Here is a 12,923-nt window from a genome sequence, read left to right on the forward strand (position 1 = left end):
GAGTTCCGCTGAGCACCGCATCCGCCCCTTTCGCCGGCACCCTCCTCGGCGACACCATCGCCGCCGTCCACCCCCGGGACGCGGCGGCCGAACGGGCCGCGCGCGAGCGGCTGGACCGGATGACCAAGCCGCCGGGCTCGCTCGGCGTGCTCGAGGACGTCGCCGCCCAGCTGGCCGGCATCGCCGGGACCTGCCCGCCACCGCTGCCCGAACCCGCCACCGTGGCGGTCTTCGCCGGGGACCACGGGGTGCACGCCCAGGGTGTGACGCCGTGGCCGCAGGAGGTCACCGCGCAGATGGTGGCCAACTTCCTGGCCGGCGGAGCCGTGGTGAACGCGTTCGCCGCCGGCCTCGGGGCACGGGTCGTCGTGGTGGACGTCGGGGTTGCGGCCACGCTGGAGGCCACGCCGGCGCTGCTCGACCGCAAGGTGCGGCGCGGTACCGCCGACCTCGCCGTCGGTCCGGCGATGACCCTCGACGAGGCGTGCCGGGCGGTCGAGTCCGGCATCGAGGTGGCGACGGCGCTGGCCGCCGACGGCAGCGGCTGCCTGGTCACCGGGGACATGGGCATCGCCAACACCACGGCCTCGGCCGCCCTGGTCTGCGCCTTCACCGGCGCCACCCCGGCATCCGCGACCGGGCGCGGCACCGGCATCGACGACCCGACCCTGGCCCGCAAGGTCGAGGTGGTCAGCCGGGCGGTGGCCCGCGTCCCGTCGCGCCCGACGACCCCCGCGGCGGCGCTGGCGGTGCTCGCCGAGGTCGGTGGCCTGGAGCACGCCGGTCTCGCCGGGTTCGTGCTCGGTGCGGCGGCCGCCCGGGTGCCGGTGCTCCTGGACGGCGCGATCGCCGGCTCCGCCGCGCTCGTGGCCGCGGTGCTCTGCCCGACCGCGATGGAGTACGCGCTGGCCGGGCACACCTCGGTCGAGCCGGGGCACGCGGTCGCCCTGGAGGCGCTCGGGCTGCGCCCGCTGCTCGGCCTGGACCTGCGGCTCGGGGAGGGCACCGGCGCCCTGCTGGCGCTCCCGCTGGTCCAGAGCGCCGCCCGCGCGCTGCGCGACGTCGCGACGTTCGACTCTGCCGGCGTGACCGAGAAGAACTGATGGCCTCCCCCGTCCACCCGGTGACCGGCGTCGTGTACCCCGTCGGCCTGCGCCTGCGGGACCGGCGGGTGGTGGTCGTGGGTGGCGGGCAGGTCGCGCACCGCCGGGTGGCCGGGCTGCTGGAGGCGCAGGCGCGGGTGACGGTGGTCAGCCCCGAGGTGACCGCGGCCCTCGAGGCGCTGGTCGCGCCGGGCACGCTCACCTGGGTGCAGCGGGCCTACCAGCCCGGCGACCTCGACGGCGCCTGGTACGCGGTGGCGGCGACCGACGACCCCGCCGTCAACGGTGCCGTCGCGGCCGAGGCCGAGGCCGCCCGGATCTTCTGCGCGCGCGCCGACGACCGCGCCGCCTCCAGTGTCTGGACGCCCGCCACCGGGCGGCACGGCGACCTGGTCGTCGGCGTCCACGGCGGCGGCGACCCGCAGCGGGCGATCGCCGTGCGCGACGCGGTGCTCGCCGGGCTGACCGACGGCACGGTCGCCGACCGGACCTCGCGTGCGGTCGCGGCCGGGCGGGCCGGGAGCGTCGTGCTGGTGGGCGGTGGGCCGGGCGATCCCGCCCTGATCACCGTGCGCGGGCGGCAGGCCGTGGCACAGGCCGACGTCGTCGTCGCCGACCACCTCGCGCCGCTGTCCCTGCTGGCATCCCTGCCCCCGGACGTCGAGGTGATCGACGCCTCGAAGCTGCCGCGCGGGCGCTCGATGGCGCAGGAGCAGATCAACGAGCTGCTCGTCGACCGGGCGCTGGCCGGCAAGCGGGTGGTGCGGCTCAAGGGTGGCGACCCGTTCGTGTTCGGCCGCGGCATGGAGGAGGTCGAGGCGTGCGTGGCGGCGGGGGTGCCCGTCGAGGTGGTCCCCGGCGTCACCAGCGCGATCGCCGTGCCCGCCCTGGCCGGCATCCCGGTCACCCACCGGGGGCTGACCCACGAGTTCGTCGTCGTCTCCGGCCACCTGCCACCCGGCCATCCCAGCTCGCTGGTCGACTGGTCGGCGATCGCCCGGCTGCGCGGCACCGTGGTCGTGCTCATGGGCGTGGACACCGCGCCGGCCATCGCCGCGGCTCTGGTCGAGCACGGCCGGGACCCCGCGACGCCGGTGGCCGTCGTCAGCGACGGCTCGATGCCCACGCAGCGCACGGTGCGCACGACGCTGGCCGGGCTGCCCGGCATCCTCGCGACGGCCGACATCCGGCCGCCGTCGGTCTGGGTCGTGGGCCCGGTCGTCTCGCTGGCACCCGACGTCACCCCCGCCTGACCTGCCTCGCCGCCCCTCGGACGGCGCCTCAGAACGGCGGTGGGTCGTCGTCGACCGGGCTCGGTCGCGGTGGCGGTAGCGCCCGCTGATCGCGGAGCCCCGGTGGTCGGGTGCTCCTGGTGATGCCCGACGGGGTCGTCACGTGCAGGGTGCCGTCGGGGTCCATGCGGAAGCGCCAGCCGCGGGCGAAGGTCTTGAGCCGGTGGTGGCTGCGGCACAGGCAGCAGAGGTTGTCGCAGCTGGTTCGTCCGCCGCAGTCGTAGGCCACGACGTGGTCGGCGTCGGTGCGGGCGGCGGGCTGGCCGCAGCCGGGGTGGCGGCAGGTGCGGTCGCGGAGCCGGAGGAAGCGTTCCTGGGCTGCGGTGTGGCTGTAGCCGGGCACTTCGGGTGGTGGGCCGAGGACGGGGCAGTCGCAGTCGCAGTCGGCGGCCTTCCCGTGCTCTGCGCAGCCGCGGGCGACGAGCCGGGTGAGTTCGGCGAGGCTCGCGGTGGCCAGCAGGGCGCCGTCGTCGTCGGTGAGCGCCAGCGCGAGGCTGCCGCCGGGCGGTGCCTGCACACCGAGAGCGCCCAGCTGGGTCAGTAGTTCGCGCAGGTGGGCAGCGGTGACCGGGGCGCCGGCCACGGTCGGCATCCATGCAGCGTCGACCGGCTCGCACTGTCCCCCCAGGGTTGCCAGAGGCGCGGTGATCGTCAGGTGGCCGGTGATCGCCGGTCGGTCGTCGTCCCGCGTGCCCAGCACCAGCGCCGCGTGCGCCTCGGCGCGCAGGACTCCGATGGGCCGGTCATCCCCGGCGGTCTTCGCCAGCTGGGCGGCCTGGTCGATGACCGACCACATCGCCGCCGCCACGGCCGAGGGTGCCTCGGTCGTGAGCGCCGACATGCCGTCCGCCGTCGGGTACAGCCGGACCGCGGCGCGGCGTTCGGCCTCGATCCGGCGCCGCTCGGCGAACTCCTCGTCCGCCGCGATTGCGGCGGCGATCAGCTTCTTCCGCAGCTTCCCCGACGAGATCGAGGCCGCGACCGGTAGCACCGCGGGCACCACCACCGCGATGACCTCGTCCGAGGCGGTGCCGAGGACGTCGGCGAAGATCCGCGCCCGGTAGTCGTCCAGCCGACCGGCCGCCCGCGCCGCGTGCACGGCCGGCATCCGCTCCACCAGCTGGTAGGCGTCGGACAGCCTCCCGGTCGCGTAGGGGCCACCGCAGTTGAGCACCATCGCCAGCTCGTCGGGCAGGAACTCCGACGTCCCCGGCACCGGCGACCCCGCACCCCGCCGCCGAGCACCGGGGTGTCCCGGCGGCGGGTCGTCGGTATCCGGCCGGGCGGCGGCCAGCGCCATCACCAGCTCCGCCTCGTAGGCCGCCTGCATCGCCTTCTGGGCCTGCACCCGCTGCAGCTCGACGACCACCTCCTCGGACGTCAGCAGCTCGATCGGGAAGCGGTCGACCGACGGCGGCTGGTGCAGCCACCACTCGACCAGCCCACCTTCCGGCGGGCTCGTCGAGTCGGTCACCGTCATGCATCGAACATACGTTCGGGGTCCGACAGTTTCGGCTGGGCTCAGCCCTCGATGACCGTCGCGAACACCACCGTGTTGTCCGTGCTGGTCCCGGCGTCCTCCACGAACTCCCCGCCGCAGGTCACGAGCGCGACGTCGGCGTCCGCCGGATGCCCGTTGAGCGTGTCCGACAGCGCGGACGTGGCCTTGTCCAGGCCCGTCACCGGCTCGCCCAGCACCTGCAGCCGCAGCACGGCGCCGGTGCCGTCGCGGAGGGTGACCTCGTCCCCGGGGCTCAGCGTGTGCAGCCGGTCGAAGACCGCCCCTCCGCCGGCCTGCTGATGGCCGAGGATGACCGCCATCTGGCCGGAGCCGGGCAGCGGGCCGTCCGACCACCACGACGTGGTCGCCATCGACTCGGGCACCCCGTAGCCGTCGACCATCTGACCGGTGAACGGGTTCTCGTAGCGCACGGTCCCGCGGGACTCCACGGGGGTGTCCACCCCGATCGCCGGAATGCTCAGCGCCGCCGGCTGGATGGGCCCGACGGGTCCCCCGTCGAGCGGTGCCGACGCTCCGGGGGCCGGCTGCGGGGTCGCACCCGCATCCGGCCGCCCGGCGACGAGCAGCAGCATGCCGATTCCTACCGCCAGCACCACCAGGAAGGCGCCGACGGTACGGACATCAATCCCCCGTACGAACCGCACGGCCCCGCATCCAGTGTCCGGCCGCACCCGCGCCCGCCAGGAGCACCAGCCCGCCTGCGACGGCGGTCAGCGGCACCGAGGTGTCGTCGGCCCGGGCCGAGTCGGCGCCGGTCGGGGCGTAGCCTAGGTAGGCGACCGGCTGCGCCGCCGGCGCGGGGGTGTGCGGCGCCGGGGTGGCCGCCGGCGGCTGCTGAGTGGGGGCGGAGACCGGCGGGGTGGTCGGCTTCGGCGTCTCGGCCGGGGCGGCGGCCGCCGGGACGCACGCCTGGAGCGCCGCGCCGAGCGCGAGCAGGCCGTCGATCAGCGTCGGGAGCTCAGGGCTCTCGCCGCCCGGGATCTCCTCGTCGGGCAGCTCCTCGCCGGGCTGCTCCTCGGGGGTCTCGGCACCGGGAACGGGGATCGGCAGGTCCAGGGCGGACGCGTCGTCCGCGGCCACCGGAGCGGCGGCGGGCGGCGCGTCCGTCAGGCCGCCGAGCAGTTCCTCGAGCAGCTCCTGCAGCGCCGCCAGGTCACCGGGCAACGGCGCCCCGCCGCCGCCGAGGAGGGCCAGCAGGTCGGCGAGCACGTCGGCGAGCTCCAGCGGCAGCGCGATCAGGCCGTTCAGGATCAGCTCGATGGCGTCCGCGACACCGTCCACGCAGTTCTCCGGCAGCATCGCGGCGTCCGCCAGCTGCTGGAAGGCGGCCCGGATCGCCGGGGGCACCTCGAAGGCGGGCACCCCGGGGGCCGTCTGGGCCGACGGCGCCTCGGCCGCCAGCCCGTCCAGGAAGCCGGTCACGGTGTCGACCGGGTCGGCCGCAGCGGCCGTACCAGCGGGAACGGCGACCAACGCCGCGGCGAGGCCGGTCGCCACGAGGGCGCGTCGCCCGGGTGACGAGGAGGAACGGCGCAGAGACAAGTGTGACCCCCGGTTACGAACAAGTGAGTGAGCGCCCTCACTGTCCGGAGGGGTCCACGGGCCCGCCAGCCGACGGCCTGGGATTTACCTGTGACGCACGTGTGCCGTTACTCCACGCGATCAGAACGGGACGGACCGTTCCCACCCCCCGGGCGCGCCGGAGCCGCCGACCTCAGGAGATGGCCCGGCGCACCGCGATCGCAGCCCCGAACAGCTGGATGCCGCGCGCCGAGCGGGGGTCCACGCCGGTCAGCTCGCCGATGCGCTCCAGCCGGTTGTCCACCGTGTTGGCGTGCACGCCCAGGTCCTGAGCGGCGCCGCGCCGGTTCAGGTCGGCGCCGAGGAAGGCGACCAGGGTGGGCAGCAGGTCGGGGTGCCCGGCCAGCGGCTCCAGGACCGCGGCCACCTCCGCGGCGCTGTCGAGCGGTCCGGTGAGGTGGTACTCGAGGAGCACGTCGGAGAGCCGGTGGATCCCCGGCCGTCCCGCCACGGCGGCGATCCGGTCGGCCCGCGCCGCGGCCGCGGGGACGTCCGCCGGCGCGGCGGCCGGCGCGACCCCCACGACGGGAACCGCGTCGCCGGACGAGGCGGGCCGCGTGAGCTCCTCGACCGGGAACGACGGGGGCAGCAGCACGAAGCCGCCGAGGTCGTCGCGCAGGCTCAGCGCCCGGCCGCCGGCGCGGGGCGCCGTCCGCGCGAGCACCCAGCGCAGCGCGGCGCGGGCGGCCTGCCGGTCACCGCCGTGCGCAGCCCGCACGCGGAGGACCAGGTAGCCGTTCTCCAGCGGCAGCCCGTAGCGGGCGGCGACGTCCTCCGGCCGCTCCCCCCGGACGAGCGCCCAGGTGAGCTCGCGGACGGCGACGTGCTGGTCGGCGGCGCCGGCCAGGTAGGCCTCGGCCACCCGGGTGACGGCCAGGCCCACGGCGCGCAGCTGCTCGCGGGTCAGGTGCAGCACCGCGGCCGCGTCGTCCGGCCCGGCCGCCGCGGCGAGCGCATCCACGACCACCTCGGCGCCCAGGAGGTAGGTCTGCACCAGCGCCGCCAGCGGGATGCCCTCCTCCGCCCGCTGCACGGCCCGCTCCTCAGACAGCCCCGTCCTGGAGCCCGGGAGGCCCTGGGCGTGCTGGAGGAAGGCCCGGATCGCCGAGCGCGCCGTCGCGGCCACCTCCAGGTCCTGCACCTCGCCGGGCAGCGACTCGAAGCCGGGCACCTCGGCGCGGATCCGGTCGACCACCCGCCGGGCGAGCGCGGGTACCTGCGGCACGAGCCGGGCGGCGAGCGCGGCGGCCCGCGCCTCGACACCGTCGTCGCTCCTCGGCTGTGACATCTCACAACGATAGGCCGACCGACCTGGCGCCACGGCCTGTTGCCCGGCCGGTCGCCAGCCGCCACGGTGGACGCCATGACGCGCTCCCTCACGGACTACGCCGACGACGTCTGGAACGGCGCGGCCGACGACAACATCGCGCAGAGCGGCTCGGGCGGGTCGGGCGTGCTCGAGGTCGCCGACGGCGTGGGCTTCCACCCCGGCTTCGGCAACGTGATCACCTTCCGCGCGAACGGGGAGCTGATCCTCTTCGACAGCGGCAACCCCATGGGCGCGCAGGCCCTGCACGGCGCGGTCCGGCAGTGGAGCCCCGACCCGGTGAGCACCGTCGTCTTCTCGCACGGGCACATCGACCACGTCTTCGGCGTGGGGCCGTTCGACGCGGAGAGCTCCCCCCGGCCGATCGTCGTCGCCCAGGAGCTGATCGGCGACCGGTTCGACCGCTACGTCCTCACCAACGGCTACAACGCCGTCATCAACCAGCGGCAGTTCCAGGCGCCGCAGCTCACCTGGCCCACCGAGTACCGCCGTCCCGACGTCACCTACCGGGACGGCATGACGCTGACCCGCGGCGGGCTGACGATGGAGCTGTTCCACGTCCAGGGCGAGACCGACGACGCCACCGTGGCCTGGCTGCCCGAACAGCGGATCCTCTGCCCCGGCGACATGTTCATCTGGGTCACGCCCAACTGCGGCAACCCGCAGAAGGTGCAGCGCTATCCGCGCGAGTGGGCCATCGCCATGCGCCGGATGGCGGCGCTGGGCGCGGAGATCATGCTGCCCTCGCACGGCGCCCCGATCTTCGGCGCCGACCGCATCCGGCAGGCGCTCACCGAGACCGCCGAGTGGCTGGAGAGCCTGGTCGAGCAGACGCTGGACGGGATGAACTCCGGCGCCCGGCTCGACGAGCTGGTGCACGCGATCACTCCCCCGGCGCACCTCGCCGACCGGCCCTACCTCCGGGCGCGCTACGACGAGCCGGAGTTCATCGTCCGCAACCTCTGGCGGCGCTACGCCGGCTGGTACGACGGCAACCCGGCCAACCTCAAGCCGGCGCCCGACGCGCAGCTCGCCGCCGCCGTGGCGGAGCTGGCCGGCGGCTCGACGGCGCTGGCCGACGTCGCCCGCCGCTACGCCGACGCCGGGGAGCTGCGCCTGGCCGCACACTTCGCCGAGCTGGCCGTGCAGGCCGACGCCGGCGACGCGACCGCGCACGCCGCCCGCGCCGAGGTCTACGGCGCCCGGGCCAAGGAGGAGGAGTCGCTCATGGCGCGCGGGATCTTCACCTGGGCGGCGGCCGAGTCGCGCAAGGTCATCGACGGGACCGGTCCGCAGGCGGGGCCGTCGGCGCGGCTCCTGGCGCCGAAGCAGGACTAGTGGGGCGCTGGCCGGCACGGGTCTACGGGGAGGGCGCCGAACCGGACCCGCGGTTCACCTTCGCCAACGAGCGCACCTTCCTGGCCTGGCTGCGGACGGCGCTGGCGCTGGTGGTCGCCGGCGTCGCCGTCGACGTCCTGGCCGAGTCGGGGGACGCCGAGGCCGACGGGTACCGGCCGCTCGCGGCGGCCCTCATCGTCCTGGGCATGGCAGCCAGCGCGGCGGCCTTCGCCCGGTGGATGGCCAACGAGCGCGCGATGCGACGGCAGGAGCCGCTGCCCGGCCTGGGCCTCGGGACGGTGCTGGCCGCGGGCATCGCGGTGGTGGCTCTCGGCCTGGTGCTCCTCATCCTGCTCTGATGGCACGTCTCGCCGGCCGCGTCCGTCCCCGGCTCCTGCGCCGTTCCCCGGCCACCCCGTCGGGGCCCGCCCCCTGGGATCCGGGACTGCAGCTCGAGCGGACGACGCTGGCCTGGCGCCGGACGGTGCTCTCCGGCTACGGCGCCTCCCTGCTGATCGGCCGCCTGCTCCTGGACCGCTCCCCGGTCGCGGCCGTGGCGCTGGCCGCCTGCACGACTGTGCTCGTCGCGGTCATCGGGGCCCGTGCGGCGCTGCGCCACCACACCGCCGACGCGCGGCTGCGCCGGGAGGAGTCGCTGCCCGACGCCCGCCTCTTCGCGGCGGTGACGGCGCTGATCCTCCTGGTCGGCGTGATGGCGCTGGCCACGGTCGTGCTGCGACCCTGACCCGATGAGCAGCGACGACGAGGTCCGCACCGAGGTCCGCGCCTGGCTGGCGGCGCACTGGGATCCGGCGGCGGACCGGACCGCGTGGGCGGCCGCCGTCGTGGACGCCGGGTACGCCGTGCCGCGCTGGCCCGCCGCGGCGTTCGGCCGGGAGCTCGCCGAGGACCAGGCCCGCATCGTGGAGGCCGAGTTCGCGCGGGCAGGCGCGCCGGGCAGCGGGCAGGACCGCACGAACCTGTGGGCCAACACCCTGCTCACCTACGGCACGGCCGGGCTGCGGGGGCGGCTGCTGCGCCCGCTCCTGGAGAACCGGGTGCGGATGTGCCTGCTCTACAGCGAGCCGAGCGCCGGGTCCGACCTCGCCGGCGTGCGCACCACCGCGGTGCTCGACGGCGACGAGTACGTCGTCGACGGGCAGAAGGTCTGGACGTCGAACGCGGCCGGCGCGGACTACGGGATGCTGCTGGCCCGCACCGACGCGGGCGTCCCCAAGCACCGGGGCCTGGGCTTCTTCTTCCTCCCCATGGCCCAGCCCGGGGTGGAGGTCCGGCCGCTGCGGCAGATCACCGGGGAGGCGCACTTCAACGAGGTGTTCCTGACCGGCGCCCGGGTGCCGGCGGAGAACCTCCTGGGCGCACCGGGAGAGGGCTGGCGGGTGCTGCAGACCGCGCTGGCCTACGAGCGGGTCGCCCTCGGCCAGGCCAACCTCGGCGCCAGCACCCGCGCGAACGGGCGGGGCGAGACCGACCTGGTCGAGCTCGCCCGCCGGCACGGCCGCGCGGACGACGTGCTGCTGCGCCGCGACATCGCCCGCGTGCACGCGCTGCGCGCGGTCAACCGCTGGACCAACCAGCGGGCGCAGGCGCAGCTCGAGCAGGGCAGCTCCTCCCCGCTCGCCTCGCTGGGCAAGCTGGCGATGTCGCGCATCGTGCACGAGACCGGCCGCGTGCAGTCCGCGATCGTCGGCGCCGAGGCGCTGCTGGAGGGGCCCGCACACCCCGACGGCGACGACGCGAACTTCGCCTCGATGAACGCCTACTTCACCTCGATCGGCGGCGGCACCGACCAGATCCAGCGGAACATCATCGGCGAGCGGCTGCTCGGCCTGCCCCGCGAACCCGAGGTGGACCGCGACGTGCCGTTCCGGGACGTGCGGCACTCCCCCTGAGCGCTCACCAGCGGCGGGCGACGTCCTCCAGCAGGGCGTGCCGCTCGGCCGGCGGGCGGCGGGGGCACGACGTGCACAGCGACCCGGCCGGCATGCGGTACAGCAGGCAGCAGGACGCCCGGCGGGTGAAGCGGGCCCGGCCGACGTCCTCGTAGCGCGGCAGCGGCAGCGGCGTCCCGATCGCCTCGGCCAGCGGCCGGGCGAGGGCGGTCACCTCGGGCACCCGGCCGGTGGCCCGCCCCAGCGTGAGCAGCGCGTTGGCCAGGGCATCGGTGGCGATCGCCCACAGCGGGCGCTCCCGCACCCCGCCCGCCTCGGCGACGGCGGCGACGACCGCGGCCAGCGTCCCGCGCAGGTCCGCCGCCGGGTCGGCCGCGCCGGTCGGAGCCACCGCCGCGATCGGGGTGGGACCGGGCAGCAGGGCCACGGTCAGGTCGGCGAGCCGGGCCGACAGCGGGATCCCGGCGACCAGCCCGGCCAGGGACGGGGTCACCAGCACCGTCGAGGCCGAGTACCACCACACCGTCGCGACCGTTCCCCGCTCGACCGGCCCCCGCCGCGGGGTGCGGGCATCGAGCACCTGCGCCGTCCACGCGGGGTCGGCGAACCGGACGCCGGGCACCAGGGCCGTGCCCGGCGGGACGACCAGCCCGAGCGACGCGGCTCCGCGCAGCCGGCCGGCCACGGCGTCCTGCTCCGGCGTCCGCACCCCGCCAGTCTGACCGGCCGCCGCACGGAACCGCCCGCCCGCCGTCCCGGGGCAGACGGGCAGGCACGAGAGGCCATACGGTGATCCGAGCCACGCTGCGTCGCCGGTTCCGTGCGACGCCGGACACGGAGGTAGGCATGAGCGAGACGACCGAGACCGGGGGCCGGACCTTCTCCCCGCCCGAGGCGATCGCCGCCCGGGCCAACGTGGGCCCCGAGATCTACGAGGAGGCCGCGGCCGACCGGCTCGCCTTCTGGGCGAAGCAGGCCCGCCGGCTCACCTGGACCCAGGACTGGGACGAGGTGCTCGACTGGAGCAACCCGCCGTTCGCCAAGTGGTTCGTCGGCGGCAAGCTCAACGTCGCCTACAACTGCGTCGACCGGCACGTCGAGGACGGCCACGGCGACCAGGTCGCCTACCACTGGGAGGGCGAGCCGGGCGACACCCGCACGATCACCTACGCCCAGCTGCAGGACGAGGTGTGCAAGGCCGCGAACGCGCTGCTCGAGCTCGGGGTGAACGCGGGTGACCGCGTCGCGATCTACCTGCCGATGATCCCCGAGGCGGTCATCTCCATGCTGGCCTGCGCCCGCATCGGCGCCGTCCACATGGTGGTCTTCGGCGGTTTCTCCGCCGACGCCCTCGCCAGCCGGCTCGACGACTCCGGCGCCGTCCTGGTCATCACCTCCGACGGCGGCTACCGGCGCGGTGCGCCCAGCGCGCTCAAGCCGGCCGTGGACGACGCCGTGAGCCGCAGCCCCGGCGTCCGCAACGTCGTCGTGGTCAAGCGCACCGGCCAGGACGTGGAGTGGACCGAGGGCCGCGACCTGTGGTGGGACGACGTCGTGGAGCGGCAGTCCCCCGAGCACGAGCCGGAGTCCTTCGACGCCGAGCACCCGCTCTACATCATGTACACGTCCGGGACGACGGCGAAGCCCAAGGGCATCCTGCACACCACCGGCGGCTACCTGACCCAGGTCAGCTTCACGCACTGGGCGAGCTTCGACCTCAAGCCCGACGACGACGTCTTCTGGACCGCCGCCGACGTCGGCTGGGTCACCGGCCACAGCTACATCGTCTACGGCCCGCTCTCCAACCGGGCCACCTCGGTCATGTACGAGGGCACCCCCGAGACGCCGCACCGCGGCCGCTGGTGGGAGATCATCCAGAAGTACGGCGTGACCATCCTCTACACCGCCCCGACCGTCATCCGGACGTTCATGAAGTGGGGCGAGGACGTCCCGAAGGGCTTCGACCTCTCCACTCTGCGGGTGCTCGGCTCGGTCGGTGAGCCGATCAACCCCGAGGCCTGGCTCTGGTACCACGAGCACGTCGGCGGGGGCCGCTGCCCGATCGTCGACACCTGGTGGCAGACCGAGACCGGCGGCCACATGATCAACCCGCTGCCCGGCGTGACCTCGCTGGTCCCGGGCTCGGCGCAGGTGCCCTTCCCGGGGATCTCCGCCAAGGTCGTCGACGACGAGGGCAACGAGCTCTCCGACGACTCGACCGGTCTGCTCGTGCTCACCGAGCCGTGGCCGTCGATGCTGCGCACCATCTGGGGCGACGACGACCGCTACGTCGACACCTACTGGTCGCGGTTCGGGAAGAACGTCTACTTCGCCGGGGACGGCGCCAAGAAGGACGCCGACGGCAACATCTGGCTGCTCGGCCGGGTGGACGACGTCATGAACGTGTCCGGGCACCGGATCTCCACGACCGAGGTGGAGTCCTCGCTGGTCGGGCACCCGGCGGTCGCCGAGGCGGCGGTCGTGGGCGCCACCGACCCGACCACCGGCCAGGGCATCGTCGCCTTCGTCATCCTGCGCGAGAGCGGCGTGGACTCCGGCGACGAGCTGGTGCAGACGCTGCGCAACCACGTCGGCAAGGACATCGGCCCGATCGCCAAGCCCCGGCAGATCATGGTCGTGCAGGAGCTGCCCAAGACCCGGTCGGGCAAGATCATGCGGCGGCTGCTCCGCGACATCGCCGAGAACCGCGAGCTCGGCGACGTCACCACGCTGACCGACTCGTCGGTGATGAACCTGATCAAGGACAAGCTGCCCGCAGCCCCCTCGGAGGACTGAAGCGGCCGCCTCCGCGTCCCTTCCGGGACGCGGGGGCGCGCGTCCCGCCGT

At 75.3% G+C, this 12,923-nt stretch carries 12 protein-coding genes; 7 read left to right on the forward strand and 5 right to left on the reverse strand.

The window, feature by feature from the left end; all coding sequences use genetic code 11:
* Positions 1-56 precede the first annotated feature (56 nt).
* Both cobT and cobA read left to right on the forward strand, forming a co-directional pair.
* Positions 57-1,103, forward strand: coding sequence for a nicotinate-nucleotide--dimethylbenzimidazole phosphoribosyltransferase (cobT, locus tag CRP29_RS04120; RefSeq protein WP_245852506.1), 1,047 nt, complete (start codon positions 57-59; stop codon positions 1,101-1,103).
* Positions 1,103-2,356, forward strand: coding sequence for a uroporphyrinogen-III C-methyltransferase (cobA, locus tag CRP29_RS04125; protein ID WP_097193727.1), 1,254 nt, complete (start codon positions 1,103-1,105; stop codon positions 2,354-2,356). Before cobT ends, cobA begins: the two co-directional genes overlap by 1 nt.
* Positions 2,357-2,384: 28 nt before the next feature.
* Here the strand turns inward: cobA and CRP29_RS22380 are convergent, their stop codons facing one another.
* From CRP29_RS22380 to CRP29_RS04145, 4 genes are all read right to left on the reverse strand, one after another.
* Positions 2,385-3,875 (reverse strand): HNH endonuclease signature motif containing protein, encoded by a 1,491-nt coding sequence (locus tag CRP29_RS22380; RefSeq protein ID WP_097193728.1) that lies wholly within the window; start codon positions 3,873-3,875, stop codon positions 2,385-2,387.
* A 41-nt stretch (positions 3,876-3,916) separates the two neighbouring features.
* On the reverse strand, positions 3,917-4,561 hold the full coding sequence (locus tag CRP29_RS04135) for a class F sortase (RefSeq protein ID WP_141437040.1): 645 nt from the start codon (positions 4,559-4,561) through the stop codon (positions 3,917-3,919).
* Positions 4,539-5,414: a hypothetical protein gene (locus CRP29_RS04140; RefSeq protein WP_097193730.1), complete on the reverse strand. Its 876-nt coding sequence runs from the start codon at positions 5,412-5,414 to the stop codon at positions 4,539-4,541. The genes CRP29_RS04135 and CRP29_RS04140 overlap by 23 nt, the downstream gene beginning before the upstream one ends.
* A 217-nt stretch (positions 5,415-5,631) precedes the next feature.
* Positions 5,632-6,786, reverse strand: coding sequence for a PucR family transcriptional regulator (locus tag CRP29_RS04145; protein WP_097193731.1), 1,155 nt, complete (start codon positions 6,784-6,786; stop codon positions 5,632-5,634).
* Between the two features lie 75 nt (positions 6,787-6,861).
* On the opposite strand from CRP29_RS04145, the gene CRP29_RS04150 reads away from it, so the two are divergent.
* Genes CRP29_RS04150 through CRP29_RS04165 form a run of 4 tightly spaced genes read left to right on the forward strand, consistent with a single transcriptional unit; the run spans position 6,862 to position 10,076 of the window.
* Positions 6,862-8,163, forward strand: coding sequence for an alkyl sulfatase dimerization domain-containing protein (locus CRP29_RS04150; RefSeq protein WP_097193732.1), 1,302 nt, complete (start codon positions 6,862-6,864; stop codon positions 8,161-8,163).
* Positions 8,163-8,522, forward strand: coding sequence for a YidH family protein (locus tag CRP29_RS04155; RefSeq protein WP_097193733.1), 360 nt, complete (start codon positions 8,163-8,165; stop codon positions 8,520-8,522). The genes CRP29_RS04150 and CRP29_RS04155 overlap by 1 nt, the downstream gene beginning before the upstream one ends.
* Positions 8,522-8,908 carry a DUF202 domain-containing protein gene (locus tag CRP29_RS04160; RefSeq protein ID WP_097193734.1) on the forward strand — a complete coding sequence of 129 codons (387 nt, stop codon included), beginning with the start codon at positions 8,522-8,524 and terminating at the stop codon, positions 8,906-8,908. Before CRP29_RS04155 ends, CRP29_RS04160 begins: the two co-directional genes overlap by 1 nt.
* A gap of 4 nt (positions 8,909-8,912) precedes the next feature.
* On the forward strand, positions 8,913-10,076 hold the full coding sequence (locus tag CRP29_RS04165; protein ID WP_097193735.1) for an acyl-CoA dehydrogenase family protein: 1,164 nt from the start codon (positions 8,913-8,915) through the stop codon (positions 10,074-10,076).
* 4 nt (positions 10,077-10,080) lie between these two features.
* On the opposite strand, the gene CRP29_RS04170 is transcribed toward CRP29_RS04165, so the two are convergent.
* Positions 10,081-10,785: a (2Fe-2S)-binding protein gene (locus CRP29_RS04170; RefSeq protein WP_097193736.1), complete on the reverse strand. Its 705-nt coding sequence runs from the start codon at positions 10,783-10,785 to the stop codon at positions 10,081-10,083.
* Between the two features lie 137 nt (positions 10,786-10,922).
* Between CRP29_RS04170 and acs the strand changes: the two genes are divergently transcribed.
* Positions 10,923-12,872, forward strand: coding sequence for an acetate--CoA ligase (gene acs, locus CRP29_RS04175; RefSeq protein ID WP_097193737.1), 1,950 nt, complete (start codon positions 10,923-10,925; stop codon positions 12,870-12,872).
* The last annotated feature ends 51 nt before the right edge of the window (positions 12,873-12,923 follow it).

It is taken from the genome of Blastococcus aggregatus, from assembly GCF_900221005.1.
Taxonomy (GTDB): domain Bacteria; phylum Actinomycetota; class Actinomycetes; order Mycobacteriales; family Geodermatophilaceae; genus Blastococcus; species Blastococcus aggregatus.

Excerpts from the sequence above, each read along its gene's own strand:
- cobA (WP_097193727.1), top strand. The coding sequence starts at position 1,103 with ATGGCCTCCCCCGTCCACCCGGTGACCGGCGTCGTGTACCCCGTCGGC.
- CRP29_RS22380 (WP_097193728.1), bottom strand. The coding sequence starts at position 3,875 with ATGACGGTGACCGACTCGACGAGCCCGCCGGAAGGTGGGCTGGTCGAG.
- CRP29_RS04145 (WP_097193731.1), bottom strand. The coding sequence starts at position 6,786 with ATGTCACAGCCGAGGAGCGACGACGGTGTCGAGGCGCGGGCCGCCGCG.
- CRP29_RS04150 (WP_097193732.1), top strand. The coding sequence starts at position 6,862 with ATGACGCGCTCCCTCACGGACTACGCCGACGACGTCTGGAACGGCGCG.
- CRP29_RS04160 (WP_097193734.1), top strand. The coding sequence starts at position 8,522 with ATGGCACGTCTCGCCGGCCGCGTCCGTCCCCGGCTCCTGCGCCGTTCC.
- CRP29_RS04165 (WP_097193735.1), top strand. The coding sequence starts at position 8,913 with ATGAGCAGCGACGACGAGGTCCGCACCGAGGTCCGCGCCTGGCTGGCG.
- acs (WP_097193737.1), top strand. The coding sequence starts at position 10,923 with ATGAGCGAGACGACCGAGACCGGGGGCCGGACCTTCTCCCCGCCCGAG.